The organism is Glycomyces sambucus, from assembly GCF_900102815.1.
GTDB lineage: Bacteria > Actinomycetota > Actinomycetes > Mycobacteriales > Micromonosporaceae > Glycomyces > Glycomyces sambucus.
The window spans coordinates 703,601-729,185 of record NZ_FNGF01000002.1; the positions used below are offsets into that span (position 1 = coordinate 703,601).

Consider the following 25,585-nt stretch of genomic DNA (forward strand, 5'->3'; position numbering starts at 1 on the left):
ACCTCACGTTAACGGAACGCTAGTTCCTTTAGAAGGGATCCGCCATGGAACACCGCCGCCTCGGCCGCTCCGGCCTCCACGTCCCCGCCCTGTCCTTCGGCGCCGGCACCTTCGGCGGCTCCGGCCCGCTCTTCGGCGCCTGGGGCGACACCGGGGTCGACGGGGCCCGCCGCATGGTCGACATCGCGCTGGACGCCGGGATGTCCATGTTCGACACCGCCGACGTCTACTCCGACGGGGCCTCCGAGGAGGTCCTGGGCGCGGCCCTCAAGGGCCGCCGCGACCGGGCGCTCATCTCGACCAAGGCCGGGCTCCCGGTCGGCGAGGACGCCAACGCGGCCGGGGCCTCGCGCCACCACCTCACCCGCGCCGTCGAGGCCGCGCTGCGGCGCCTGGGCACCGACTACATCGACCTGTTCCAGCTGCACGCCTTCGACGCCCGCACCCCCGTGGAGGAGACCCTGTCGGTCCTCGACGACCTCGTGCGGGCCGGGAAGATCCGGTACACCGGCGCGTCGAACTACGCGGGCTGGCAGCTCCAGAAGAGCCTCGACGCCGCCGACCGGCTCGGACGCCCGCGCTTCGCCGCGCACCAGGTCTACTACTCGCTCGTCGGCCGCGACTACGAGTGGGAGCTCATGCCCCTCGGCGTGGACCAGGGCGTGGGCGCCGTGGTGTGGAGCCCCCTCGGGTGGGGGCGGCTGACGGGGAAGATCAGGCGCGGCGGCCCGGTGCCCGAGGGCAGCCGCCTGCACGAGACCGCGCGGTTCGGGCCGCCCGTGGAGGACGAGGCGCTGTACCGGATCGTCGACGTCCTCGACGAGGTCGCCGCCGAGACCGGGCGCACGGTGCCGCAGATCGCCCTGAACTGGCTGCTGCGCCGGCCCACCGTGAGCTCGGTGATCGTCGGCGCCCGCGACGAGCACCAGCTGCGCCAGAACCTCGGCGCGCTCGGCTGGGAGCTCGACGCCGCGCAGGTGGCGCGGCTCGACAGGGCCAGCGCGAAGACCGCCCCGTACCCGTACTACCCGTACGAGCGCCAGGAGGGCTTCGCGCGCGTCAACCCGCCCGTGGTCGCGGCGGCTTGAGCGCAGGCGGCGGCCTAGACCGCCGCCGCAGCGACCGTGACGGTGTCGGAGAGGCGGTCCCGCGAGCGCATGAGGCCCTCGGGGCGGTCGGTGTAGCCGTCGAGGTCCTCGATGCCGTGGGTCTGGTCGAAGACGGTGGCCTCGGCGACGTCCCCGTGGAGGGTGAGGGTGAAGCCCTCGGCGGGGACGTCGTAGAACCAGATCAGGGCCGGGTCGCCGGCCTCGGCGGGCGGGGCGACCGGGACCTCGGCGGCGGTGCCGTCGGCCAGGACGACCTCGGCGCGGTCGACGGTGCCGTAGACGGCGAGCCACATGGTGTTCGCGCCGCGGGCGGAGGCGACCTGGAGGGTCGCGGAGGTGCCGGTGCGGGCGGAGAAGACCGCGGTGGGGGCGGCGAGGTCGGCGGCCGCGGCGGGGCCGGAGCCGGTGCCGGGGCGGGCGGCGTCGGTGTAGGCGTCGGGTAGGCCCGACTCCTCCAGGCCGTCCTCGGTGACGTAGCGGGAGGTCCATTCGGAGCGGTCGAGGTCGGTGGAGACCCATGCGGCCGTGCCGGTGTCGGCGTCGAGGACGTAGGACAGGTACGCCTGGCGGGGGTGGTCGGCGTCGAAGCGGTCGAACGCGAGGCCCGCGCCGACGAGGGCGAGCGCGGTGAGCGCGGCGGCGGCCGGGACGAGGCGGAGCCGGAAGCGGCACATCGTCAGCAGCGGCAGCGCGGGGGCGGCGAACAGGACGATGAGGACGGCCGGGACGGCGGCGAGTTCGAGTCCGAACGCCTCCATGAGGTTCGCGGTCCACGAGAGCTGGACGGCGGCGGGGATGAGCGCGAGGGCGAAGCAGCCGTAGCCGACGAGGCGGGCCCAGCGGGTGCGGTCGTCGAGGAGCATGGCGACGAGGAGTCCGGCGGCGGCGAGGGCGGGGACGGCGAACACGAAGGACAGGCCGGGGATCGCGACCGCGGTGGCGGTGCCGAGGACGGCGAGCCAGGCGAGGGGCGCGAGCGCGGCGGCGGCCTCGCCGAGGCGGCGGCGCACGGCCGCGTACCAGGCGGTGAGGGCGGCGACGGCGAAGGCGAGGACCGCGAGGAAGTAGAACGTGCGGTTGAACAGGAGCCCGTACTGGTCGCCGTAGCCGGGGCGCAGGGCCTGGAGGAGGGGCCACAGCCCGACCGCGGCGGCGCCGGAGACCGCGACGGGTGCGAGGAAGGTGAGCATGGCGAGGACCAGGCGCGGCAGGCTCAGGGCGGGGCGGGCGCGGGCGATCGCGGCGGCGGCGATGACGGCGGCGAATCCGAGGAGGGCCAGCGGGAGGTTCCAGGTGTCGTCGTAGTGGACGAACAGGCCGAGGAAGCCGAAGAAGGTCTGGTCGTGGCCGGTGTCGAGGTCGGCGAGGTCCATGGCGGCGAGGGCGCGGGCGGTGCCGAGGGTGTTGGCGCCGTGGTGCTGGAGGCTGGCGGGGTCGAGGTGGTCGGTGTCGTCGTAGGGGGTGTGGTACCAGGAGGCGCCGCCGATGAAGGCGTTGTTGAGTCCGATGTAGCCGGCCTCCTGGAACCGGGTGAAGTCGGTGTCGTTGGGGAGCTGGCGGTACGCCTCGATCGCGGAGGAGTCGCCGTAGGGGTGGGGCGCGGCGCCGGCGAAGACGTCGATGAGGGCGGCGTTCTCGGTGGAGGTCTCGAACATGAGGGAGGGGCCGGAGACGCCGCGGGCCTCCAGGTTGAACACGACGGTGGGGGCGTCGCCGGCGGGGTGGGTGCGGGCGTACGCCTCGGCGCCGAACAGGCCCATCTCCTCGCCGTCGGTGATGAGGACGACGACGTCGTTGCGCTGCGGCCCTTCGAGGCTGAGGGCGCGGGCGGATTCGAGGATGGCGGCCACGCCGGAGGCGGCGTCGGCCGCGCCGGGTCCGGAGGGGACGGAGTCGTAGTGGGAGGTGAGCAGGACCGTGCCGGTCGGGTCGGTGCCGGGGAGGGTGGCGACGATGTTGTCGACGAGGCCGAAGCGGACGAGGGCGTCGCCTTCGCCGGAGTCGCGCGCGAGCTGGGTCTGGACCTCGGTGTCGAACCCGAGGGCGGCGAGTTCGCCGACGAGGTGGTCGCGGACGGCGTCGTGGGCGGGCGTGCCCATGGGGTGCGGTTCGGCGGCCATGGCCTCGACGGTGGCCCAGGCGCGGTCGGCGCTGAACTCGTCCTCGGGGGCGTCGGCGGCGACCGGGGCGGGCGGGGTCGCGTCGATCGCCCAGTTGCCGATCCCGATGAGCGCCAAGGCGGCCAGGACGGCGAGCGCGGCCCAGGGCTGCGGGGGCAGGTTGAGGATGGGGCCGCGCATGCGGGACCTCCGGCGGGGATCGGGCGGGTGGGCGCCCTCACTCTACTGCCGGGTAACGGTCGTCACGTCCGACGGGTTCGGTCGACGGGTCCGGCGGCGTCGGCGGAGGTCGGACCGGAACATGAGCATTGTAGACAATTCGAGTTTCAGAGCGTCGAACTTGGCACGGACCCCCGGCGAGCGGATAGGGTCGGTGCCAAGTCGGCGTGGTCGTGTTCCCGGGGGGTCGTTTGCTGGTACTGCTTGCCTGCTACGCCGCCGCGGCGATGCTCGCCCCCGCCCTCGTCAGACTGCTCGGACCCAAGGCCCTCTACGTCGTCGCCGCCGTCCCCGCGGCGACGTTCGCGTGGGCGCTCGCGCAGACCGGGACGGTGCGCGCGGGCGGCGCGGTCGCGGAGGTCCACCCGTGGGTGCCGCGGCTGGGCCTGGAGCTGGCGTTCCGGATGGACGCGTTCCCGTGGCTCATGGTGCTCCTGGTCGGCGGCGTCGGCGCGCTGGTGCTCGCCTACAGCGCCCACTACTTCTCCCCCGGCGAGGACGGGCTCGGGCGCTTCGCGGCGGTGTTCTGCGCGTTCGCGGGCGCCATGTTCGGGCTCGTGGTCGCCGACGACCTGCTGCTGCTGTACGTGTTCTGGGAGCTGACCTCGGTCTTCTCGTACCTCCTCATCGGACACGACCCGGCGAAGGGCGCGAGCCGCTGGGCCGCGATGCAGGCGCTCCTGGTGACCACGTTCGGCGGGCTCGCGATGCTCACCGGGTTCATCATGCTCGGCCAGCACGCGGGCACCTACCGGCTCTCCGAGGTGCTGGCGGACCCGCCCGGCGGCGCGTACCTGGTGTCCGCGCTGGTGCTGGTCCTGCTGGGGGCGCTGTCGAAGTCGGCGGTGTTCCCGTTCAGCTTCTGGCTCCCCAGCGCGATGGCCGCGCCCACTCCGGTGAGCGCGTACCTGCACGCCGCCGCGATGGTCAAGGCCGGGGTGTTCCTCATCGGGATGCTCACCCCCGCGTTCGCCTCCGACCCGCCGTGGCAGCAGGCGGTCTGGGCCTGCGGGGCGGTGACGTTCCTGTTCGGCGGGTGGACCGCGCTGCGCCAGACCGACATCAAGCTCATGCTCGCGTACGGGACGGTGAGCCAGCTCGGGATGATCGCGATCGTGCTCGGCGCCGGGACGCGGACGGCGGCGCTCGCCGGGGCCGCGCTCCTGGCCGGGCACGCCATGTTCAAGGCCGCGCTGTTCCTGGTCGTGGGCATCGTCGACAAGACCACCGGCACCCGCGAGATCTACTCGCTCAGCGGCCTCGGCGCCCGCAGGCCGGTCCTGGCCGCGACCGCGGTCCTCGCGGTGGCCTCGATGATCGGGTTCCCGCCGACGCTCGGGTTCGTCGCGAAGGAGGCGATGCTGGCCGCGTTCTGGGACGGCGGGGCCTGGTCGCGGGCGATGCTCGCCGTCCTCGTGGCCGGATCGGCGCTCACCGTCGGGTACGGGCTGCGGTTCCTGTGGGGGGCGTTCGCGCGCAAGGACGACGTGGACGACCGCGAGTTCGCGCCGGTCGGCCCGGGGTTCATCGCCGCGCCGGTGGTCCTGGCGCTCACCGGACTCGGCGCGGGGCTCCTCGCCGCGGGCGCCGACGGGCTCCTGGCCCCGTACGCGGACCGGTACCCCGCGACCGCGCACGCCTACCACCTGGGGCTGTGGCACGGGTTCACGCCCGCGCTCGGCTTCTCGGGGATCGCGCTCGCGACCGGGGCGGTGCTGTACCTGGCGACGCGCCGGACCAGCGGCTGGCGGTCGCTGAAGCTCCCGTTCAAGTCCGGGACGGTCTACAAGCGGGCGCTCGAAGGGGTCGACCGGGCCGCGGTCGAGCTGACCGGGCGCACCCAGCGCGGTTCGCTGCCGTTCTACCTCGGCGTCATCCTGGTGACGCTGGTGGTGTTCGGCGGCGGGATGCTCCTGTTCGCCGGGCCCTGGCCCCTCGCGCTCAAGCCGTTCGACACCCCGCTCCAGCTCGCCTCCGGGGCGATCATCGTCGCGGCGGCGATCGCCGCCGCGACCGCGAAGCGGCGCCTGACGGCGATGGTCCTCACCGGCGTCTCGGGCTACGGGGTCGCCACCCTGTTCATCTTCCACGGCGCGCCCGACCTGGCGCTCACCCAGTTCCTGGTCGAGACCGTCACCATCGTCATGTTCGTGCTCGTGCTGCGGCGCCTGCCCGCCGGGTTCTCCGAGCGGCCGGTGAAGCGGGTGCGGCGCTTCAGGGTCGCGATCGGGATCGCCGCGGGGACCGTGGTCGCGGGCATGGCCTACGCGGCCGTGAGCGGCCGGACCGCGGCGCCGGTCTCGGACCTGTTCCCGGACCTGGCCGTGAGCTACGGCGGCGGGCACAACATCGTGAACGTCATCCTCGTCGACATCCGCGCGTGGGACACCATGGGCGAGATCGCGGTCCTCCTCGTGGCCGCCACCGGCGTCGCCAGCCTCATCTTCGGCCGCGACCGGCTCATGCACCGCCGCGGCGGGTCCAGGCCGGCGCCGCCGAAGACCGGCGAGCACGTCAAGTGGCTGGCCCGGCCCGAGTCCGACGGCAGCCACCAGGCGATCATCCTCCAGGTGGTCACCCGGCTGCTGTTCCACACCATCGTCCTGTTCTCGATCTACCTGCTGTTCACCGGCCACAACCACCCCGGCGGCGGGTTCGCCGGGGGCCTGGTCGCCGGGATCGCGCTCGCCATCCGCTACCTCGCGGGCGGGCGGGCCGAGCTCAACGCCGCCGCGCCGGTCGACGCGGGCAAGCTCCTCGGCACCGGGCTGCTCGTCTCGGTCGGCACCGGGGCCGCCTCGATGGTCCTGGGCGGCAAGGTGCTCCAGAGCGCCGTCCTCGACTTCGAGCTGCCCCTGGTCGGGCACGTCCACTTCGTCACCTCCACGTTCTTCGACATCGGCGTGTACCTCGTGGTGGTCGGCCTGGTACTCGACATCCTGCGCAGCCTCGGCGCCGAGATCGACCGCAACCAGGAGGCCGACGCCCTGCCCGAGAAGGAGGCCGCATGACCCCGAACCTGGTGTACGTCGTCGTCGTGGGGGTGCTCGTCGGCGCCGGGGTGTCGCTCCTGCTCGAACGCACGCTGACGCGGATCATCATCGGCGTGGTCCTCATCGGCAACGGCGTCAACGTGCTCATCCTCATGGGCGGCGCGTTCGGCACGCCCCCGATCGTCGGCGGCGGGCCCGACGAGGACATGAGCGACCCGCTCCCGCAGGCGATGATCCTCACCGCCATCGTCATCACCCTCGGCATCACCGCGTTCCTGCTCGCCATGGCCTACCGGAGCTGGCAGCTCCTCGGCCACGACGAGGTCCAGGACGACGACGAGGACACCCGCATCATCGGCCTCGCCGAACGCGACGAGGGCCCGCACGCCAAGGAGAGCGGCGACGACGACCTCCCGGCCCCGGTGTACACGTGCGAGCCGCAGGAGCGCCGATGACCTGGCTCGTCCCGCTCCCGGTCGTCATCCCGCTGCTCGGGGCCGCGCTGACGCTCGTCATGGCCCGGCGGCCCGCCGCCCAGCGCACCGTCAGCCTCACCGCGCTCACCGCCACGCTCGCCGTCGCCTCGATGCTCCTGTGGCTCACGGTGGCCGACGGCCCGCAGGTCGTGGCGGTCGGCGGCTGGCCGCCGCCGCTGGGGATCGTCCTCATCGCCGACAAGCTCGCCGCGCTCATGCTCGTGGTCTCCACCGCGGTGACCCTGTGCGTCCTGGTCTACTCGATCGGGCAGGGCGCGGCCGACGGCGACGAGGAGACGCCGCTGTCGGTGTACCACCCGACGTACCTGGCGCTCACCGCCGGCGTCACCAACGCGTTCCTGTCCGGGGACCTGTTCAACCTGTACGTCGGCTTCGAGGTGCTGCTGGTCGCCAGCTACGTGCTGCTCACGTTGGGCAGCACCGAGAACCGCATCCGGGCCGGCACCACGTACGTCGTGGTGAGCCTCCTGTCCTCGGTGATCTTCCTGAGCGCGCTCGGCCTCGTCTACGCCGCCACGGGCACGCTGAACATGGCGCAGCTCGCCGGGAGGTTCGACGCGCTCCCCGACAACCTGCGGCTGCTGCTGCAGGGGATGCTGCTGCTGGCGTTCGGGATCAAGGCCGCGGTGTTCCCGCTCGGGGCGTGGCTGCCCGACAGCTACCCGACCGCGCCCGCGCCGGTGACGGCCGTGTTCGCGGGCCTGCTCACGAAAGTGGGCGTGTACGCGGTGATCCGCACCGAGACGCTGCTGTTCCCCGACGGGCGCATCGGCGACGTGCTGCTGGTGGTCTCGCTGCTGACGATGGTCGTGGGCATCCTCGGCGCGGTGGCGCAGTCCGACCTCAAGCGGCTCCTGTCCTTCACGCTCATCAGCCACATCGGGTACATGCTGTTCGGGGTGGCCCTCGCGACCGAGGCCGGGCTCTCGGGCGCGATCTTCTACATCGCCCACCACATCACGATCCAGACCACGCTGTTCCTCGCCGCCGGGCTCGTGGAGCGCCGCGGCGGCTCCACCGCGCTCGACCGGCTCGGGGGCCTGGGGAGGCTCGCGCCGGTGCTCGCCATCCTGTTCTTCATCCCCGCGCTCAACCTCGCGGGCATCCCGCCGTTCTCCGGGTTCCTCGGGAAGCTCGGCCTGCTCCAGGCCGGAGTGGACGCGTCCGGGCCGCTCGCGTGGGCGGTCGTCGCGGGCGGGGTCGTCACCAGCCTGCTCACGCTGTACGCGATCGGGCGCGTCTGGAACCTCGCGTTCTGGCGCACCCCGCACCCGGACATGCCCGTCGCCGACAGCGCCGGGAACCGCAGCGGCGTCGGCACGCCCGACACCGAGGGGTCCGCGGTGCTCCTGCCGCGGATGATGCTCGCGCCCACGGTCGCACTGGTGGCCTTCGGCATCGCGCTCACCGTGGTGGCCGGGCCGCTGTTCGAGCTCACCGCGGAGGCCGCGGGCGACCTCATCGAGCGCACCCCGTACATCGAGGCCGTCTTCCCGGGCGGTGCGCCGTGAACGGGCCGTCCCTGACCAAGCGCGAGCGGCTGCGCAGCCGCGTCACCGCCGTGATCGGCCTGATCCTGGTGTGGAACCTCCTGTGGGGGTCCTTCACCTGGCTCAACACGATCTCCGGCGCGGTCATCGCCGTCCTGCTCCTCGTGGTCTTCCCGCTCCCGCCGGTCAAGTTCGGCGGAAGGCTCCGGCCGCTCCACGTCGTCACGTTCTTCGCCCGCTTCTTCTTCGACCTCGTCGTGGCGAGCTTCCAGGTCGCGTTCCTGGCGTTCCGGCCCGGCGAACCCAAGAGCGCCATCGTGGCCGTGCGGCTGCGGGTCAGGAGCGACCTGAACATGACGCTGGTCGCCGAGGCGGTCTCGCTCGTGCCCGGCAGCCTCATCGCCGAGGCCGACCAGCGGACCGGGACCCTGTACATCCACATGCTCGGCGTCAAGGACGCCGCGCACCTCGAACACCTCCGCGCCGAGGTCCTGCGCCTGGAGGCGCGGCTCGTGCGGGCCATCGGCTCCGACGCGGAGCTGCGCAAGGTCAACGACTCCCGAGAGGAGCCCGCGGCATGACCGTCGCCGCCGTCGCCATCGCCGTCCTGCTCACCGCCGCCTGCGCCATGACCCTCGTCAGGATCGTGCGCGGACCCACCACACTGGACCGCATCGTCGCCACCGACGTGCTCCTGGCGATCACCGTCACCGCCATCGCCGCCGAGGCCGCGTTCACCCGCGACCCCACGGCCCTGCCGGTGCTGGTCGTGGTGTCGCTCATGGGCTTCACCGGCGCGGTCAGCGTCGCCCGCTTCGTCACCAGGGAGGAGCGGTGACCGTCCAGGGCGTCCTCGACGCCGTCGCCGCGGTCTGCATGGTCACCGGGGCGCTCCTCAGCCTGGCCGCCGGCATCGCGCTGCTGCGCTTCCCGGACCTGCTCTCGCGCATGCACGCCGCCGCGAAGCCGCAGGTGCTCGGACTGCTGCTGGTCCTCACCGGCTGCGCCATCCGGATCGGCACCGTCCTCGACATCACCACGATGGTGCTCATCGCGGTCTTCCAGCTCGCCACCGCGCCCGTCGCCGCCCACATGGTCGGGCGCGCGGCCTACCGCGACGGCCAGACCCGGTCCGACCTCCTCCTCACCGACGAGCTCGCGCCCCACCTCGACGAGTACGCCGACCAGACCGCCCCGAACCCGGAGCGGCGTCCGTGAACGAGCGGCGGGGCAGGTCCCGGCATGAGCGGGCCCGCGCGCCCGGCTCCGGGCGCGCGGGCCGTCCCTCTCCGGATCAGGCTTCCTTGAGGACCGCGCGGACCGCGTCCGCGAGGTCGGGTGCGGCGCTCGCGTCGGCGTCGGCGATCCCCACGCCGTAGCGGAAGCGGACCGTCGTCCCCTCGGGCACGGTCAGCTCCTCGCTGAAGAACGGCGCCGGGTTGAGCGCGGCGAACTCCTCGCTGCGCGCGAACCACTGCGGCGGGTGCTGCGGGTTCTCGTGGTGGTCGACCATGAGCACCAGCGCGTTCGCGTCGTCCTCGTCGTGGCGCCCGGCGAAGGCCATCCACTCGTGGCGCCCGCCGCGCATCTCGCTGCCGGGCCCGGAGGCGTCGGCGGTGACGAGGGTGCCGTCGGTGAACGAGCGCGGGCCGCGCCAGAACAGGCCGCCGTACCCGGCGTTCTCGCGCCCGCGCGTGGTCGGCGAGCCGATCGCGATGTCGCGCCCGGAGACGTTGGTCATCGCGGTGTCGAAGGTGAGCGCCCACGCCTCGGGGGAGAGCAGGCTCGCCGCGACGGTGCGGCGCTCGGTGAACCACCGCTCCCCCGCCTGGGTGGTCCATTCGAGGTCGTGGGAGAAGACCACGCGGTCGCCGTCGGCGTCGAGGCGCGCGATGTCCCGGTGGCGCTGGGTGCCGTTGTTGTCGAGCTGCACGTAGTGCCGCCCGTGGACGTAGGTCGGTCCGCCCCAGAAGTTCTCGTCCTCGACCACCGGCAGCGACCAGGCGATGCCCTTGTGCCACACGTGGTCCCAGGGCCGGAACAGGCTCACCTGGCGTCCCGAGCGGGCGTGGAGCGGGCTCAGGTACGGCTTCGGCGACTCCAGTCGGGGCGTGTCGGGCCGGTAGACGTAGCGCAGCAGCGGGGTCGCGCCGTCGAGGACGGTCAGGGACGATCCGATGTCGTGCCGGGCTCGGAGACTCATGCGGTGACCGCTTTCCTGGTGGGGGCCCACGGGACGGCGCCGCCGTCCATGCCGCGGGCGAACGGGTCGTCGCCGGTGATCTCCCCGGCGGCGACGGGCCGGCCCCGGAAGGCCGAGGCGTAGGTGGCGGCGGCGAACTCGAGGGTCCGGCGGGCCTCCGCGAGGGAGACGCCGGGTTCGGTCGCATCGCCTTCCGACGCGCTGTCCAAAGCGTCGAGGATCGACCGGATCTGGAGCACGTGGCCGCTCGCCGGGGCCGCGTCGTCGGGGATCCACATGTCCGCCAGGCGCTCGTGGCCGGGCGCGGGCGTGAAGCGCCAGTCGGCGTCGGTGTAGCCGTACAGGTGCTCGACCTCGACGGTGGCGTGCTCGAAGTCGAAGCGGAGCCGGGAGACCTCGCGGGGCGAGACCACTGAGTTGACCACGGTGGCGAGCGCGCCGTTCGCGAAGCGGGCCAGCGCCATCGAGACGTCCTCGGTGTCGGTGGGCCGCGAGAGGCGCCCGGCGGCGGCGCGGACCTCGGTCCACGGGCCGAGGACCGACAGGAGCAGGTCGTACTGGTGGATGCCGTGGCCCATGGTGGGGCCGCCGCCCTCGGCGTCCCAGGTGCCGCGCCAGGGGACGGCGAAGTAGTCGTCGTCGCGGTACCAGAGGGTCTCGCAGACGGCGACGAGCGGGCGGCCGAGGACGCCGGCCTCCAGGAGGCGGCGCAGGCGCACGGCGGCGGCGCCGTACCGGTGCTGGAAGACCGTGAGGACGGGGGTGCCGGTGGCCTCCTGGACGGCGGCGAGCTCGTCCATCTCGGCGAGGCTGAGGGCGGTGGGCTTCTCGACGAGGACCGGGACGCCCGCGCGCATCGCGGCGATGGCCAAGGGCGCGTGGGTCTTCGGCGGGGTGCAGAGGTGGACGAGGTCCAGTTCCTCGGCGGCGAGGAGTGCTTCGGCGGTGCCGTAGACGGCCGGGACGCCGTACTGCGCGGCGAAGGCGGCGGCGCGGTCGGGGTCGAGTTCGGCGACGGCGACCAGTTCGGCCCGGTCGCCGAGCGCGGCGAGCGACTGCGCGTGCCGGTGGGCGATGCCGCCGGTGCCGACGACGGCGGCGCGGTGTTTCGGGTGCTGCATGCGGTGGTGTGCTCCTGTTCTGGGTGTCACTTCGTCGCGTCGATCTCGCCTTGGAGTTCGGTGATGAACGCCTCGGCTGCGTCCTCGGGCGAGGTCTGTCCGAAGTAGACCTCCTGTCCGAGGCGGGTGAGGAGCGGGTTGACGCTGCTGGCCCCGTTGGGGACCACGATCAGCGGCTCGCCCGGGACGGTGGCCGCGAGGTAGTCGACGGCGATCTGCTCGCTCTCGTCGAGCTGCGGCGCGAGGTACGCCAGGATCTCGGTGTTGGCGGGGACGCCGCGCTCGGTGCCGAGGATGTCGGCGGCGGTCTCGGTGTTGACGAGGAAGTCGACCAGCAGGGCCGACTCGGCCGGGTGCGCGCTGCCGGCGGACACGGCCCAGTACATGCCGGGCTTGATGAAGTTCCCGGGGGTGCCGTCGTGCTGCGGGAGCTGGAGCAGGCGCATGTCGGCGCCCGAGCCCTGGCGCAGGGCGCTGATCTGGGTGTTGTGGATCTGGCCGAACGCGGTGCGGCCGGTGGCGAGGCCGCCGCCCTCGACGCCCGCGCCGGTGTCCTCGACCATCTGCTCGGGGGTGTCGGTGGCCCCGGACTCGATGAGGCCGAGGTAGTACTCCCACAGGCCGACCAGGAGGTCCGGGTCGAGCGTGACGTCGCCGTCCGCGCCGAACAGCTCGTTGCCGCGCTGGCGGGCCCAGTAGCGGACGGAGCCGACGTCGACCCCGCCGGTGATGCCCGAGCCGGTGATGTCGCCGCCGCCGCGGGCGTCGAGCTCGGCGGCGATGGCGGCGTAGTCGTCCCAGGTCCAGGTGGTGTCGTCGGGCAGCTCCATGCCGTACTGCGCGAACATGTCGGCGTTGACGGCGAAGGCGAGCACGCTGGAGCCGATCGGCAGGGCGAACTGCGCGCCGTCGACCTGCCCGGTGAACAGGAGGTCCGGCTCGATCTTGGAGAGGTCGAGGAACTCCCCCGCCTCGTTCAGGTCGACCAGGGCGCCGCGGGCGCTGTAGGAGTTGAAGTACTGCTCGTCCATCTGCACGACGTCCGGGGAGTCGTTGGCGGCGAACGTGGTCGCGAGGCCGTCCCAGTAGGCGCCGAACTCCTTGTACTCGCCGCGGACGGTGATGTTCGGGTACTGCTTCTCGAAGGCGGCGATGGCCTCGTTGGTCTGCTGGGCGCGCAGGTCCGAGCCCCACCAGGAGAGGCGCAGCTCCACGGGCTCGTCGCTGAGCACCATCTCGCCGCCTCCGCCGATCCCGCAGGAGGCGAGGAGCGGGGCCGGGGCGGCGGCGAGCAGCCCGGCCCTGCCGAGGGCGCGGCGCGTGAGGTTCGGTCGGGTCACGGCGGTCCTTTCAGGTCGCATCACTTGCCTCCCGTGGTGGCGATGCCGCGCAGGAGGAACCGCTGGCCGAAGAGGAAGACGAGGAACACCGGCAGGAGCGAGACGACGCTCATCGCGAAGGTCGCGCCCCAGTTGGTGCCCGCCTGCTGGTCCACGAAGGCGCGCAGGGCGAGCGGGACGGTGTGCATGTCCGGGTCGATGAGGTAGATGAGCTGGCCGAAGAAGTCGTTCCAGGTCCAGATGAAGGTGAAGATCGCGGTCGTGGCGAGCGCGGGGACCATGAGCGGCAGCACGATCCGGGTGTAGATGCGGGGGTGCCCGGCGCCGTCGATGCGGGCGGCCTCGTCGAGTTCGCGCGGGATGCCGCGGATGAACTGGACCATGAGGAACACGAAGAACGCGTCGGTGGCGAGGAACTTGGGGACGATGAGCGGCAGGAACGTGTTGACCCAGCCGAACTCGGAGAACAGCACGTACTGCGGGACGATGATGACGTGGACCGGCAGCATGATCGTCAGGAGCATGACGGCGAACCACCAGCGGCGGCCCTTGAACTCCAGGCGCGCGAAGGCGTAGGCGGCCATGGAGCAGGCCACGAGGTTGCCGATGATGGCGCCGAGGACCACGATCGCGGAGTTGACCATGAAGTACCCGAAGGGGTGCTCGAAGGCGTTCCAGCCGGCCTCGTAGTTGCCGGTCTCCAGGTCGGTGAGGATGAGGCCGGGGCTGCGGAAGATCTCGTCGTTGGGCCGCATCGAGCTGACGACCATCCACAGGACGGGGTAGAGCATCACCGCGGCGCAGGCGATGAGGAACAGGTGCTTGAGGAGCGCGCGGAGCCTAGTCGCCATAGTGCACCCAGTACTTCGAGGCCCAGAAGTTGATCGCGGTGAACGCGCCGATGATGACCAGCAGGAGCCAGGCGAGGGCGGAGGCGTAGCCCATGTCGAAGTTGCCGAAGCCGCGCTGGTAGAGGTACAGCGAGAAGAACAGGGTGGAGTCGGTGGGGCCGCCGGTGCCTCCGGAGACGATGAACGCCTGGGTGAACGACTGGAAGGCGTGGATGATCTGGAGCACGAGGTTGAAGAAGATGATCGGGGTGAGCAGCGGCAGGGTCACGCTCGTGAAGCGCCGCAGGGGGCTCGCGCCGTCGACGGCGGCGGCCTCGTAGTACATGACCGGGATCTGGCGCAGGCCGGCGAGGAAGATGACCATCGGCGAGCCGAAGGTCCACACGTTCAGGGTGATGAGGGTCGACAGGGCGGTCTCGGGGTCGGCGATCCAGCCGCGGCCTTCGATGCCCAGCAGTGCCAGGCCCTCGTTGAACAGGCCCTCGGTGCCGAAGACGGTGCGCCACAGGACGGCGATGGCGACGCTCGCGCCCAGCAGCGAGGGCAGGTAGAAGACCGAGCGGTAGAAGCCGAGGCCGCGGATGCCGCGGTCGAGCAGGACGGCGAGGCCGAGCGCGAGCCCGAGCTGGAGCGGGACCGAGACCAGCACGTAGGTGAACGTGACGGCCAGTGAGGAGTGGAGGCGCTCGTCGGTGAGCATCCGCTCGAAGTTGGCGGTCCCGGTGAACTCGGGCGGCTGGAGCAGGTTGTACTTCGTGAAGCTCAGGTAGAGCGAGGCGGCCATGGGGCCGAGGGTGACGGCGAAGAGGCCGAGGAACCACGGGAGCAGGAACCAGAACGCGGCCTTGTTCTCCGGTTTGGACTTGGCTGGGGTGCTGCGGAGTTCGCGCAGTTCGGCGGCGGCCGTCATGGGGATGGGTGGCGGGGTCGGGGCCTGCGGCCCGGTCGGGAGGGCATCGATACTCCTTCGGATCGACGTTTTAGTGATCGTTCACTATTGCGATGCCGACCAAACTAGTGAAACCTCCGCGAAATGTCAATACAGCGCTTGCCCGGGCACGGGTCAGACCGTGCGCGCGACCGCCGTCGACTCGCGCCAGATCACCTGGTTCAGCGGGCGCGGGGACGGCGCGAGTTCGACCCCGGAGAGGGCCTTGACCAGGCGGATCATGGCACGGCGGCCGAGCCCTTCGAGGTCGACGTGGACGGTGGTGAGCGAGGGCGGCATGAAGCGGCCGATCTCCAGGTCGTCCCAGCCGGTGACGCTGAGGTCGCGCGGGACCTCCAGGCCCCGGTCGCGGGCGCCGCGGACGACGCCCGCCGCGATGCCGTCGCTGGCGGCGATCACGGCCGTGGGCAGGCGCCCGGCGGTCAGCGACCGCATGGCCTCGACCCCGGTCTCGGCCCGGTAGCCGCCCGCGAAGACGCCCACCGATTCGAGGCCGAGGCACTCGACGGCGTCGAGGTAGGCGGCCTTCCGCGCTCGCGCGGAGGCGAACTCGAGGTCGCCGGCGACGTGGAACAGGCGGCGGTGGCCGAGTTCGGCCAGGCCCTGCACCAGCTCGTAGACCGGCGCGGCCTCGGAGAGTTCGCCCAGGCCGCGCATCTTGTCGTCGAAGTCGGCGGAGACGACCACGGTGGCGTCGCCGTGGAGGCGGTCCGCGGCGGCGGGCAGGATCGGGGCCAGTGCCAGGATGCCCTCGACCCGACCGGAGTCGGCGAGTTCGAGCAGGCGCGCGGTGCGCTCCTCGGCGCCGCCCTCGGGGGCGGTCACCTCGACGGTGAACCCGGCCTCGTGGGCCGCGCCCGCGGCGCCGCGGAGCATGGGCGCGGGGTTGTTCACCATGTTCGGCATGAGCACGGCGATGCGCCCGGTCCGCTTGGTGCGCATGGACCTCGCGAGCAGGTTGGGGCGGTAGTCGAGCTCGCGCACGGCCGCGTCGATGCGTTCGAGGGTGCCGGGCTTGAGGCCCTCCCTCGACCGCAGGTAGCGCGAGACGGTCTGGTGCGAGACTCCGGCGAGGTGCGCGACCTCGCGGATCGTCGGCCGCCGCCGGACGCTGGGACCCTCGGTCATCGGCCCGGTCTCCTTTCTCGACTGGTGACCATCTTGACACAAGGATGAACGTTCACTCTGGGCCCGGCCGCCGGGCGGCGCCTCCCGGCCCTTCCAGGGCGCCGCGAACGGGCGCGGCCGGGGCCGCCGAAGGGGCGCACGCTGCCGTCTCGCCGCTGTCCCGCCCCTGTTCCGCCTCGCCAGGGGCCCCGGCTCCACGAAGGATGGAGGGCATGCCGACCGGACACCCCGGCCGGCCATCCCTCAGAGGAGTACCGCATGACCGAACGACCGCTGCTCTCGCGGCGACGCCTGCTCCAGACCGCCGCCCTGGTCCCCGCCGCCGCGCTCCCCGTGCTCGCCGTCGCCAGCCCGGCGAGCGCGGAGTACCGGGGCATCGTCCACCGCAACGAGGTGATGGACCGGGCCCGCAACTGGTTCCTGCGCAACATCCAGTACAACGGCGCCAGCCGGGCCAGCGACATCGACGGCAACCACACCTACCGCCAGGACTGCTCGGGCTTCGTCTCGATGTGCTGGCACACCTCCACCCCGGGCCACAGCACCAGGAGCATCCCCGACATCGCGGCCAAGATCGAGTGGAGCGAGCTCAAGCCCGGCGACGTCGTCAACGCCTACGACAACCACTGCATGCTGTACCACATGCGCGGCGACGGCTCGAACATCTGGATCTACGACCTGGCGACGCCCGCGAGCGACATGCGGCACATCCAGGTGTCCCCCGCCTCGCTGCGGTCCCAGGGCTACATCCCGCGGCGGTACCGGAACATCCGCGACTGAGTGCTCGGCGGCGGCGGCGGCGGGGCCGGGGCCCCGCCGCCGCCGGCGTGCCGGTCAGCGGTCGGCCGGGACGCGCTCGGCCTCGGATTCGGGCAGCGGATCGGCGACCGGCTCGCGCGGTGAGAGCGCGAGGAGCCGCCGCAGTTCGGCGACCAGGAGCAGCCCGTGCCGTTCGGCCAGCGCGAGCGACTGCCGCCAGTAGCGCTCGGCGCGGGCGGGCCGGTGGGCGAGGCGGGCGCAGTGGCCGAGTCCGGCGAGGACGTGGGCCTGGCCGTGCCGGTCGCCGGTCTCGCGGTAGATCGCCAGCGCGCGCCGGAAGGCGGGTTCGGCGGCCTCGGTGTCGCCGTCCGCCATGGCCGCCTCGGCGAGGCCACGGCGGGCGTCGGCCTCCCCCGCGATGTCGCCGATGGCGAGGTAGCGGTCGAGGGCGCGGCGGTGGAGCGAGGCGGCCCGGTCGGTGCGCCCGGCGCGCTGCGCGGCGGTCGCCATGCCGCGCAGGGCGTTCGCGGCGGCGCGCCGGTTGCCGGTGCGGCGGCAGAGGGCGAGGGAGCGGCGGTAGTGGCGGGTCGCGGTGTCGAGGTCGCCGGTCTCGACGGCGACGTCGGCGAGGGCGCGCAGGCCGTAGGCTTCGCCGACCCGGTTGCCGATGTCGCGGCAGATGGCGGCGACGGCCGCGGCGTTCGCCCCGGCGGCGGTGTAGTGGCCCACGGACATCGCGATCTCGGCCAGGCCCCAGAGGGCTTCGGCCTCGCCGGTGCGGTTGCCGAGTTCGCGGTGGAGGGCGAGGGCGGCCCGGTACCGGCGCGCGGCGGCCGGGTAGTCGTGGTTGGAGGCGGCCTGGGCGAGGCCGCGGAGGGCGTCGGCCTCTCCGGCGCGGTCGCCGAGACGGCGGCGCAGGCGCAGTGCGGCCTCGAATCCCTCTGCGGCGGAGCGGAACCGGCCGGTGAGGCGGTCGATCTCGGCGAGGCCCGCGAGGGCGTCGGCCTGCCGGGCGGGGTCGCCGGCGCGGCGGGCGACCAGGAGCAGGCGGCGGTTGCAGAGGCGGGCGTCGCCGTAGTGGCCGAGGAGGCGGAGGCGGCGGTTGAGGAGGACGGCGAGGGCGGCGACGGCCTCGTCGTGGCCGTCGGTGTGGAGGCAGGCGAGGAGGTCGGCGCGCTCGCCGACGACCCAGGCGTTCGCGGCGTCGCCGGCCGCTTCGAGGCGTTCGCGGTAGTGGTCGAGGAGGCGGCCGACGGCGGCCCGCTGGCGGCTGGCGGGGTCCTCGCGGTGGGCGAGTCCGGTGGCGTAGGCGCGCACCGAGTCGTGGAACTCGTAGGGGCCGTCGCCGCGCCGCAGGAGCAGGCTCTCGTCGTAGAGGAGGTCGAGGGCGGCGGCGACACCGGTCCCGGCGAGGGCGCCGGCGTCGGCGGCGGTGAAGCGGCGTCCGGGGTGGACGGCGAGGAGGCGGAAGAGGCGCTGGGCGGGCTCGGGCAGGCCCGCGTAGGAGAGGGCGAGGGCGGGGCCGGAGTGCTCGTGGGGCGGGACGCGGCGGAGGCGTTCGACGTGGTCGGCGAGGTCCCAGTCGGGTTTGTTGGCGAGCTGGCGGCCGACGGCGGCGAGTTCGAGGGGGAGGCTGCGGCACAGGTCGATGAGGGCGGCCGCGTCGCGGGGGCTGGTGTCGAGGCGGCCGGTGGGGTCGTAGCGGCGGAGCAGGTCGAGGGCGTCGGGGGCGGCGACGGTGTCGAGCGGGAGGCGGGCGGCGTCGAGGTCGGTGAGGCGGCGCCTGCTGGTGACGAGGGCGACGGCGCCGGGGCCGCGGGGCAGGAGGGGCCGGAGCTGGGCGGCGTCCGCGGCGTTGTCGAGCACCAGGAGCGGGCGGCGGTCGGCGAGTTCGCGGTGGAGGAGGGCGGCGCGGGCGGCGGGGGTGAGGGCGTCGATGCGGCGGCCGGGGACGCCGAGGTGGCCGAGGAAGCCGCGGACGACGGCGTCCGGTGCGGCGGGCGGTTCGCGGGGGTCGTAGCCGCGCAGGTCGGCGTAGAGGTGGGTGCCGTCGGTGCGGCCGGCGTCGATGAGGTCGCGGGCGGCCTGGTGGACGAGTTCGGTCTTGCCGATGCCGGCCATGCCCTCGACGGCGATGACGGCGGGGCCGTCGGCGGCGGCGAGGGCGGCGATGCGGTCGCGTTCGGCGCGGCGGCCGGTGAAGCGCGCGGTGGGGGCGGGGACGTCGGCGCGGGTGGTGACGATGAGGGAGCGGTTGGCGCGGTCGAGGACGCGGCGGCACGCCTGTTCGAGGGCGTCGAGCCCGGCGGGGTCGAGGCCGAGGACGCGGGCGATGTCGAGCACGGTGCCGGGGTCCATGCGGACGCGGCCGTTCTGGAAGTAGCCGTGGAGGGCCGAGAGCGACGGCGGCTCCTCCGGCGCCGACCGTCGCCTGTAGAGGTCGCGGATGCCGGTGCGGATGGCGCGGAAGGACGCGCCTCCGGCGTCGGTGCGCAGTTCGCGCAGGTATCCGGCCAGGTCGTCCAGGACCTGGATCGTCCGCGGGTCGGTCCGCTCCTGTGCCACAGCGCCTCCTCGGGACCTCGCGCGCGCACGTCGGGAGGTGCGATCGTAGCTCGCCGCGGCGACGGGGCGGCGGGCGTGGGGCGGGCCGTTCGCTTTCGTTCGGGAACCGCCGCGGGCAGGTCGAGGCGCGCAGGATCGGGGGGCCGGGTGCGCACAGTCCCCTTGGCGCCCTGGTGGAAAGGAAGTGACATGAGGATTCGCGATTGGGCCCGCTCCGCGCGGACGCTGACGGCGGTCGCCGCGGGCGCGATGGCCTTCGTGCTGCTCGGCGCCTCCCCCGCGTCGGCGCACTACGTGTACCAGGAAGGCGAGGTCTACCGCAGCAACGACCTCTGCACCAATGTGCGCGCGGAGATCTCGCATGGCGACGGCGGCGGTTACGCGCGCGTCGACGCCAAGTCGTACACGGTGCTGGCGACCCCGTGGGGCGCCTACCCGTGTGCGAAGACCCACGACCGGCCCGGCGGCTACATCGCCGCGAAGATCGAGGTCTACGCGTGGAACGGCAGCGCCTGGTACCTGTGCGCCTACACCGACTGGGCGTACAACTCCGGGTCGACGAACCAGTGGATCATCGAGGCGTGGATGTCCGGCCTGCCCTACTGCGGCACCGGCTGGTACGGCACCATGGGCACCGGCTACGTGTGGAACAACAACTGGTTCGGCGGCTCGGTCTGGTCGGGCCACCACTGGCTCCCCGACTACTCGCTGAGCGCGGCCGAGGCGCCCGCGGCGTTCCCGAGCGAGGGCAACACGGTCGGCGTCCTGGACGCGGCCGGCGAGCCGGTCCTGAACCCGGACGGCACCCCGGCGACCGCGGTGGTCGGCGGGCCCCCGCCGGCTCCCGACAACAACATCCAGGGCGACACCCCCGACAACAGCATCCAGGGTGACACCCCGGAGAACAGCATCCAGTCCGAGGACGGCACCGTGGAACTGCGCCCGGCGTCCGACCTCACGCATTCCTGACACCTCCCAAGGAAGGAGCGGCCGGCGCCCTGCGGGGGCGCCGGCCGCTCGCTCTCCCTGCGGTCAAGCCGGTTCGAGCGCCTTGTCCTTGGGCTGCTCGGGGACGTCGGGGGCCGGTGCGGCCGGTTCGTGGTCGTCGACGAGGGTCGCCTCGTTGAACGGCTCGCTCCCGGCGAAGACGCGGGCGGCCTGGTCCCGGTCGAACTCCTTGGTCCAGGTGCCGATGAGGACGGTGGCGACGGCGTTCCCGGCGAAGTTGGTGAGCGCGCGGGCCTCGGACATGAAGCGGTCGATGCCGAGGATGAAGCCGACCCCGTCGACCAGTTCGGGGCGGTGGGACTGGAGGCCGCCGGCGAGGGTCGCGATGCCGGCGCCGCTGACGCCCGCCGCGCCCTTGGAGGCGATGATCATGAAGACCAGCAGCGAGACCTGCTCGGCGAGGCTGAGCGAGTCGCCCTGGGCGGTGGCGATGAACAGGGTCGCCATCGTCAGGTAGATCGCGGTGCCGTCGAGGTTGAACGAGTACCCGGTGGGCACGGTGATGCCGACGACCGGCTTGCTCACCCCGAGGTGCTCCATCTTCGCGATGAGCCGCGGCAGCGCGGACTCCGAGGACGAGGTGGAGACGATGAGCAGGAACTCCCGGCCGAGGTAGCGCAGCAGCTGGAAGATGTTCACGCGGGCGGCGAGCCACAGGACGGCGCCGAGGACGCAGCACACGAACAGCAGGCAGGTCGCGTAGAAGCCGAGCATGATGACCGCCAGGCTCTTGAGCGCGTCCCAGCCGGTCTCGCCGACCACGGCCGCGATGGCGCCGAACGCGCCCACGGGGGCCGCCCACATGATCATGGCGAGGATGCGGAACACGAGCCGCTGGAGGTGCCCGATGCCGGTCAGGACCGGCTCCCCCGCTGGGCCCATCTTCTGGAGCGCGAACCCGGCGAGCAGGGCCACCAGGAGCGCCTGGAGCACCGAGCCGGAGGTGAACGCGGAGACCATGGTCTCGGGGATGATCCCGAGGAGGAAGTCGACGGTGCCGTGGCTGCCGTCCTCCGACGCCTGCTCCTGCGCGGCCGAGGCGGCCGACGGGTCGAGGTCCATGCCCGAGCCCGGGTGCAGGACGTTCCCGACCACGAGGCCGATCGCCAGCGCGAACGTGGACATGAGCAGGAAGTAGCCGAGGGCGATGAGCCCGACCTTGCCGACCTTCGCGGCCTTGGCCACCGACCCGATCCCCAGGACGATGGTGCAGAAGATGATCGGGACGATCATCATCTTGATGAGGGCGACGAAGCCGGTGCCGAGGGGCTTGAGCTGCTTGGCGAACTCGGGGAACGCGAAGCCCACCGCGATGCCGGCGAGGACGGCGACGATGACGGCGAGGTAGAGGTAGTGGGTGCGGTCGCGCCGCTTCGGGGGCGGAGGCGTGGACATCGTTGTCTCCTCGTGCAGGGTGAGTTTCCGAAAGTATCCAGACACCTGTGAAGCGAGTCACTATTAAGTTCATTTCGGTCGCGTGAACGGCCCGTGGTGGAATACGGCGTGACCAAACCGTGGCCCCTGGCCAGGCAGCTCCTGGTGCTGCAGCTCGTCCTGGTCGGCCTCATCGTCGGCTCCGGGACGGCGCTCGCGTACGCCGACGCGGGCCGGGCGGTGGACGACAAGGCACGGGACGAGGTGCTCGCGGTCGCCTCCACGGTGGCCGACTCGCCGAGCGTGACCGCGGCGCTGGGGGCGGCCGATCCGAGCGCGGCGCTCCAGCCGTTCGCCGAGCGGGTCCGCGCGGACACGGGGGTCGACTTCATCACGATCATGAGCCCGGACGGGATCCGCTACGCGCACCCGGACCCGGCCCAGATCGGGAACGAGTTCATCGGGAACACCGCGAAGGCCCTTGCGGGCGAGGCGTTCACGGAGACGTACACCGGGACGCTGGGGCCGTCGATGCGCGCGGTGGTGCCGGTGTTCGGCGCGGGCGGCGGCGTGGTGGCGCTGGTGGCCGCGGGGATCACCATCGAGGCGATCGCCGACGAGCTGCACGAGCGGCTGGTCCCGCTCGCGGCGGTCGCGGCCGGCGTCCTCGTGGTCGGGGTGGCCGGGAGCTACCTGGTGAGCGCGCGGCTGGGGCGCCAGACGCGCGGGGTCGCGCCCGCGGAGCTGCGGGACATGTTCGAGTACTACCGGGCGATCCTGCACTCGGTCCGCGAGGGACTGGTGCTGGTGGGGCGCGACGGGCGGGTGGCGCTGTGCAACGACGCGGCGCTCGACCTGCTGCGGCTGCCCGACGACGTCAAGGGGGTCCCGGTCGCCGAACTGGGCCTCGCCGCGGACCTGGCGGCGGCGCTGACCGCCGCGGGGCCGCGGGTCGACGAGCTGCACCTGACGGACACGCGGCTGCTGCTGGTGAACACGATGCCGGTGGCGTCGCGGGGCCGGGCGATGGGGAACGTGGTGACGCTGCGCGACCACACCGACCTCCAGCACCTCACCGGGGAGCTGGACTCGGTGCGCGGGTTCGCGGAGTCGCTGCGGTCGCAGGCGCACGAGTCGGCGAACCGGCTGCACGCGGTGATCTCGCTGATCGAGCTGGGGCGCACCGACCGCGCCGTCGCGCTGGCGACGGCGGAGCTGGAGACGGCGCAGCAGCTCACCGACCGGGTGGTGGGCGCGGTGAGCGAGCCGGTGCTGGCGGCGCTGCTGCTGGGGAAGCTGAGCGAGGCGAGCGAGCGCGGAGTGGAGCTGGAGCTGACGGCGGACACGGCGATGGACGCCGCGGAGGACGTCGACGCGCGGGACCTCATCACGATCCTGGGCAACCTCGTCGACAACGCGCTCGACGCGGCGGTGGAGGGCGCGGCGGCCCGGTCGCCGCGGGTGGAGGTGACGGTGCGGACCGAGGCCGGGGGGCTGTTCGTGCGGGTCGCGGACTCCGGTCCGGGGGTCGAGGCGGACGCGGACATCTTCCGGCGGGGCTGGTCCACCAAGCCCGGCGGCGAGGGCCGCGGGCTGGGCCTGGCGCTGGTCGGGCAGGCGGTGCGCCGCAACGGCGGGACCGTCGCGGTCGCGAACGGGGGCGGCGGCGGCGCGGTGTTCACCGTCCGGCTGCCGATATCGTCGGACCGATGATCCGCGTACTGGTGGTCGAGGACGACCCGGTGGCCGCCGAGGCCCACCGGGCCTATGTCGAGCGCGTCGCCGGGTTCGCGGTGGCCGGGGTGGTGCACGCCGGGAACGACGCGATCCGCTTCTGCGCCAAGCATTCGGTGGACCTGGTGCTGCTCGACTTCTACCTGCCGGACACGCACGGCCTGGCGGTGTGCGCGGCGCTGCGCGCGGCCCGCGCGCCGGTCGACGTCATCGCGGTGACCTCGGCGCGGGACCTCTCGGAGGTGCGGGCGGCGGTGTCGTCCGGGGTGATGCAGTACCTGCTCAAGCCGTTCACGTTCGCGACCCTGCGCGGGAAGCTGGAGACGTACGCGGCGTGGCGGGCGCAGGTGGCGCGGCCCGGGGAGGTCGGAGGCCAGGGCGACGTGGACCGGATGCTCGCAGAGCTGCGCACGGCGGGCCCGGGGCCGCTCCCCAAGGGCCTCAGCGCGTCGACACTCGACTCGATCACGGCGGCGCTCGACGAGGCGACCGAAGGGCTCTCGGCCGCGTCGATCGCCACCGGCCTCGGCATCGCCCGCGTCACCGCCCGCCGCTACCTCGAATACCTGGCCGAGAACGGCCTCGCGCGGCGCACCCCGGTCTACGGCAGCGTCGGCCGCCCCGAGGTGCACTACACGCCCGTGCGCCGCTGACGGGGCCGGGACCCGAGGGTCCCGGCCGCCGCCGCTCGGCATGTGGTTACGGCCAGCTGGTGTCCTTGTGGTTGTTCGTCATGGCTCCTCCTCCCTCAAGTTCGACTCGGTTCTGGACGGTCTTCGGCCGGGGTCGGATCGGTCCGCGTCGCACCGGTTCCGATGAGTCCGAACGCAAGGGCGACGACGACGGCGCCGAGCGATCCGGCGGCGCCGCACACCGCGATGGCCGTCGAGGGCGCCAACGCCTCGGCGAGCACGCCGGCGGTCGCCATCCCGAGTCCCTGGGCGGTCTGGAGGCCCGCGGCGGCGAAGCCGACGGCGCGGGCGCGCATCCCGTCGGGCACCAGCTGCACGAACCTGACCTGCGCGAGGACGAGGTAGCTCGACGCCAGGCCCGAGAGGGCCCAGAGCAGGACCGTGACCGGGAGTGGCGGCGCGAGGAGCGTGGCGGACAGCGGGAGTCCGGCGGCGAACGCGAGCGGCACCGTCAAGCGCCGACGCAGGTCCGCGCCGAGCCGGGCGACCAGCAGCGCGCCGATCACCATGCCCACCACGTCGGCGGCCATGAGCAGGCCGACGGCGGCCTCGCCCGCGCCGATCTCGGCCGCGTACGGCGCGGCCACCGCCTCGGGGACGACGAACAGCCCGAACGTCCACACCAGTGCGGCCAGTCCCATCAGGCGCCGGTCCCCCGCCACGAGTTTGATCCCGGCGAGCGCGAACCCCCTTGCGGCCGTAGACGTCCCGTCCGTCTCGGGCAGGTGGGGGCGCAGGCCCAGGCGCAGAAGCGCGGCCGAGGCGAGGAAGGTGAGCGCGTCGATCGCGAGCACCAGGTGCGGGCTGCCGGTAGCCGCCACGACGACCCCGCCGAGGGCGAACCCGACGATCTGCGCGATGCCGTCGGTGGAGCTGCTGATGCTCATGCCGACCTGATAGCGGCCGTCCGGCAGCACTCTGGGGAGGGTCGCGACGCGGGCGGCGGAGAACAGCGGGTCGGGGCAGGAGGCGGCGACCACGAGGACCGCGAGCAGCGGCAGCGGCACGGCCGGGATCGCCATGAGCCCGATGAGGCCCGCCCGCAGGACCTCGACCGTCCACATCACCGTGCGGCGCGAGTACCGGTCCGCGAGGCCGGCCAGGAGCGGGGCGGTGAGCAGCGGGGGCAGATACGTCGAGGCGTACACGAGCGCGGTCAGGGCCGCCGACGAGGTGCCGTCGAAGACCAGCAGCGCCAGAGCGACGCGGGCGAACTGGTCGCCGATGCGCGACTGGGTCTGGGCGATCCAGAGCACCCGGAACTCGCGGACGGAGAACACGTCGCGGAACCTGGCGGCCTGCTCGTTCATGCGTCTCCTCTGGATCGTCCCGGTCCGCAGGGGGGAGCGGACTGCGCCATTGAATCCGATGTGCGCGTTGAGGAGTAGAGTCCATTGAACTTCGTTGAACCCGTGCTCGGCGCACCGGCGCCC

The 25,585-nt window shown here is 73.1% G+C and carries 21 protein-coding genes; 11 read left to right on the forward strand and 10 right to left on the reverse strand.

Annotated features, from left to right (window positions below; genetic code table 11):
- Nucleotides 1-44 precede the first annotated feature (44 nt).
- The gene (locus tag BLS99_RS08425) at nucleotides 45-1,088 is read left to right on the forward strand and encodes an aldo/keto reductase (protein ID WP_091046783.1); all 1,044 of its coding nucleotides are present in this window, start codon (nucleotides 45-47) and stop codon (nucleotides 1,086-1,088) included.
- A gap of 14 nt (nucleotides 1,089-1,102) precedes the next feature.
- Here the strand turns inward: BLS99_RS08425 and BLS99_RS27370 are convergent, their stop codons facing one another.
- Nucleotides 1,103-3,409: a M20/M25/M40 family metallo-hydrolase gene (locus tag BLS99_RS27370; protein WP_091046787.1), complete on the reverse strand. Its 2,307-nt coding sequence runs from the start codon at nucleotides 3,407-3,409 to the stop codon at nucleotides 1,103-1,105.
- A 230-nt stretch (nucleotides 3,410-3,639) separates the two neighbouring features.
- Between BLS99_RS27370 and BLS99_RS08435 the strand changes: the two genes are divergently transcribed.
- From BLS99_RS08435 to mnhG, 6 genes are read left to right on the forward strand one after another with little or no spacing between them, the layout of a single operon-like run.
- On the forward strand, nucleotides 3,640-6,459 hold the full coding sequence (locus BLS99_RS08435; protein WP_091046790.1) for a Na+/H+ antiporter subunit A: 2,820 nt from the start codon (nucleotides 3,640-3,642) through the stop codon (nucleotides 6,457-6,459).
- Nucleotides 6,456-6,896 carry a Na(+)/H(+) antiporter subunit C gene (locus BLS99_RS08440; protein ID WP_091046796.1) on the forward strand — a complete coding sequence of 147 codons (441 nt, stop codon included), beginning with the start codon at nucleotides 6,456-6,458 and terminating at the stop codon, nucleotides 6,894-6,896. The genes BLS99_RS08435 and BLS99_RS08440 overlap by 4 nt, the downstream gene beginning before the upstream one ends.
- On the forward strand, nucleotides 6,893-8,449 hold the full coding sequence (locus BLS99_RS08445) for a Na+/H+ antiporter subunit D (RefSeq protein ID WP_091046798.1): 1,557 nt from the start codon (nucleotides 6,893-6,895) through the stop codon (nucleotides 8,447-8,449). The genes BLS99_RS08440 and BLS99_RS08445 overlap by 4 nt, the downstream gene beginning before the upstream one ends.
- Nucleotides 8,446-9,009, forward strand: a complete 564-nt coding sequence (locus BLS99_RS08450; RefSeq protein ID WP_091046800.1) for a Na+/H+ antiporter subunit E — start codon at nucleotides 8,446-8,448, stop codon at nucleotides 9,007-9,009. Before BLS99_RS08445 ends, BLS99_RS08450 begins: the two co-directional genes overlap by 4 nt.
- Entirely contained in the window at nucleotides 9,006-9,266 is a 261-nt protein-coding gene (locus tag BLS99_RS08455) for an MrpF/PhaF family protein (RefSeq protein WP_091046805.1), read from the forward strand. Before BLS99_RS08450 ends, BLS99_RS08455 begins: the two co-directional genes overlap by 4 nt.
- The gene (mnhG, locus tag BLS99_RS08460) at nucleotides 9,263-9,646 is read left to right on the forward strand and encodes a monovalent cation/H(+) antiporter subunit G (RefSeq protein ID WP_091046809.1); all 384 of its coding nucleotides are present in this window, start codon (nucleotides 9,263-9,265) and stop codon (nucleotides 9,644-9,646) included. The genes BLS99_RS08455 and mnhG overlap by 4 nt, the downstream gene beginning before the upstream one ends.
- Nucleotides 9,647-9,722: 76 nt before the next feature.
- On the opposite strand, the gene BLS99_RS08465 is transcribed toward mnhG, so the two are convergent.
- From BLS99_RS08465 to BLS99_RS08490, 6 genes are all read right to left on the reverse strand, one after another.
- Nucleotides 9,723-10,631 (reverse strand): DUF6807 domain-containing protein, encoded by a 909-nt coding sequence (locus BLS99_RS08465; protein WP_091046812.1) that lies wholly within the window; start codon nucleotides 10,629-10,631, stop codon nucleotides 9,723-9,725.
- Entirely contained in the window at nucleotides 10,628-11,752 is a 1,125-nt protein-coding gene (locus tag BLS99_RS08470) for a Gfo/Idh/MocA family protein (protein ID WP_091046815.1), read from the reverse strand. The genes BLS99_RS08465 and BLS99_RS08470 overlap by 4 nt, the downstream gene beginning before the upstream one ends.
- A 26-nt stretch (nucleotides 11,753-11,778) precedes the next feature.
- Complete coding sequence (locus BLS99_RS08475) at nucleotides 11,779-13,092, reverse strand: ABC transporter substrate-binding protein (protein WP_176953255.1); 1,314 nt, start codon at nucleotides 13,090-13,092, stop codon at nucleotides 11,779-11,781.
- Between the two features lie 20 nt (nucleotides 13,093-13,112).
- Nucleotides 13,113-13,943 (reverse strand): carbohydrate ABC transporter permease, encoded by an 831-nt coding sequence (locus BLS99_RS08480; RefSeq protein WP_091046823.1) that lies wholly within the window; start codon nucleotides 13,941-13,943, stop codon nucleotides 13,113-13,115.
- Nucleotides 13,933-14,853, reverse strand: a complete 921-nt coding sequence (locus BLS99_RS08485; protein ID WP_091046827.1) for a carbohydrate ABC transporter permease — start codon at nucleotides 14,851-14,853, stop codon at nucleotides 13,933-13,935. The genes BLS99_RS08480 and BLS99_RS08485 overlap by 11 nt, the downstream gene beginning before the upstream one ends.
- A gap of 153 nt (nucleotides 14,854-15,006) precedes the next feature.
- Entirely contained in the window at nucleotides 15,007-16,020 is a 1,014-nt protein-coding gene (locus BLS99_RS08490; RefSeq protein ID WP_091046831.1) for a LacI family DNA-binding transcriptional regulator, read from the reverse strand.
- Between the two features lie 258 nt (nucleotides 16,021-16,278).
- Between BLS99_RS08490 and BLS99_RS08495 the strand changes: the two genes are divergently transcribed.
- Nucleotides 16,279-16,800 (forward strand): NlpC/P60 family protein, encoded by a 522-nt coding sequence (locus BLS99_RS08495; protein WP_091046835.1) that lies wholly within the window; start codon nucleotides 16,279-16,281, stop codon nucleotides 16,798-16,800.
- A 54-nt stretch (nucleotides 16,801-16,854) separates the two neighbouring features.
- On the opposite strand, the gene BLS99_RS26130 is transcribed toward BLS99_RS08495, so the two are convergent.
- Complete coding sequence (locus BLS99_RS26130; RefSeq protein WP_091046838.1) at nucleotides 16,855-19,344, reverse strand: ATP-binding protein; 2,490 nt, start codon at nucleotides 19,342-19,344, stop codon at nucleotides 16,855-16,857.
- A 189-nt stretch (nucleotides 19,345-19,533) separates the two neighbouring features.
- Between BLS99_RS26130 and BLS99_RS08505 the strand changes: the two genes are divergently transcribed.
- The gene (locus tag BLS99_RS08505) at nucleotides 19,534-20,313 is read left to right on the forward strand and encodes a hypothetical protein (protein WP_091046842.1); all 780 of its coding nucleotides are present in this window, start codon (nucleotides 19,534-19,536) and stop codon (nucleotides 20,311-20,313) included.
- 63 nt (nucleotides 20,314-20,376) lie between these two features.
- Here BLS99_RS08505 and BLS99_RS08510 read toward each other — a convergent pair whose 3' ends face one another.
- Nucleotides 20,377-21,747, reverse strand: a complete 1,371-nt coding sequence (locus tag BLS99_RS08510; RefSeq protein WP_091046845.1) for a cation:dicarboxylate symporter family transporter — start codon at nucleotides 21,745-21,747, stop codon at nucleotides 20,377-20,379.
- Between the two features lie 108 nt (nucleotides 21,748-21,855).
- Here BLS99_RS08510 and BLS99_RS08515 point away from each other — a divergent pair, with 108 nt between their 5' ends.
- Both BLS99_RS08515 and BLS99_RS08520 read left to right on the forward strand, forming a co-directional pair.
- Nucleotides 21,856-23,439, forward strand: coding sequence for a sensor histidine kinase (locus tag BLS99_RS08515; RefSeq protein WP_091046849.1), 1,584 nt, complete (start codon nucleotides 21,856-21,858; stop codon nucleotides 23,437-23,439).
- Nucleotides 23,436-24,113, forward strand: coding sequence for a response regulator (locus BLS99_RS08520; protein WP_091046853.1), 678 nt, complete (start codon nucleotides 23,436-23,438; stop codon nucleotides 24,111-24,113). Before BLS99_RS08515 ends, BLS99_RS08520 begins: the two co-directional genes overlap by 4 nt.
- A 95-nt stretch (nucleotides 24,114-24,208) precedes the next feature.
- Here BLS99_RS08520 and BLS99_RS08525 read toward each other — a convergent pair whose 3' ends face one another.
- Nucleotides 24,209-25,462: an MFS transporter gene (locus BLS99_RS08525; RefSeq protein ID WP_176953256.1), complete on the reverse strand. Its 1,254-nt coding sequence runs from the start codon at nucleotides 25,460-25,462 to the stop codon at nucleotides 24,209-24,211.
- Between the last annotated feature and the right edge of the window lie 123 nt (nucleotides 25,463-25,585).

Bases quoted from the DNA above. Each gene is read 5' to 3' on its own strand.
- BLS99_RS08490 (WP_091046831.1), bottom strand. From the start codon at position 16,020: ATGACCGAGGGTCCCAGCGTCCGGCGGCGGCCGACGATCCGCGAGGTC.
- BLS99_RS08525 (WP_176953256.1), bottom strand. From the start codon at position 25,462: ATGAACGAGCAGGCCGCCAGGTTCCGCGACGTGTTCTCCGTCCGCGAG.
- BLS99_RS08505 (WP_091046842.1), top strand. From the start codon at position 19,534: ATGAGGATTCGCGATTGGGCCCGCTCCGCGCGGACGCTGACGGCGGTC.
- BLS99_RS27370 (WP_091046787.1), bottom strand. From the start codon at position 3,409: ATGCGCGGCCCCATCCTCAACCTGCCCCCGCAGCCCTGGGCCGCGCTC.
- BLS99_RS08480 (WP_091046823.1), bottom strand. From the start codon at position 13,943: ATGGCGACTAGGCTCCGCGCGCTCCTCAAGCACCTGTTCCTCATCGCC.
- BLS99_RS08470 (WP_091046815.1), bottom strand. From the start codon at position 11,752: ATGCAGCACCCGAAACACCGCGCCGCCGTCGTCGGCACCGGCGGCATC.
- BLS99_RS08425 (WP_091046783.1), top strand. From the start codon at position 45: ATGGAACACCGCCGCCTCGGCCGCTCCGGCCTCCACGTCCCCGCCCTG.
- BLS99_RS08520 (WP_091046853.1), top strand. From the start codon at position 23,436: ATGATCCGCGTACTGGTGGTCGAGGACGACCCGGTGGCCGCCGAGGCC.
- BLS99_RS08495 (WP_091046835.1), top strand. From the start codon at position 16,279: ATGACCGAACGACCGCTGCTCTCGCGGCGACGCCTGCTCCAGACCGCC.
- BLS99_RS08510 (WP_091046845.1), bottom strand. From the start codon at position 21,747: ATGTCCACGCCTCCGCCCCCGAAGCGGCGCGACCGCACCCACTACCTC.
- BLS99_RS08485 (WP_091046827.1), bottom strand. From the start codon at position 14,853: ATGACGGCCGCCGCCGAACTGCGCGAACTCCGCAGCACCCCAGCCAAG.
- BLS99_RS08455 (WP_091046805.1), top strand. From the start codon at position 9,006: ATGACCGTCGCCGCCGTCGCCATCGCCGTCCTGCTCACCGCCGCCTGC.
- BLS99_RS08445 (WP_091046798.1), top strand. From the start codon at position 6,893: ATGACCTGGCTCGTCCCGCTCCCGGTCGTCATCCCGCTGCTCGGGGCC.
- BLS99_RS08465 (WP_091046812.1), bottom strand. From the start codon at position 10,631: ATGAGTCTCCGAGCCCGGCACGACATCGGATCGTCCCTGACCGTCCTC.
- BLS99_RS08440 (WP_091046796.1), top strand. From the start codon at position 6,456: ATGACCCCGAACCTGGTGTACGTCGTCGTCGTGGGGGTGCTCGTCGGC.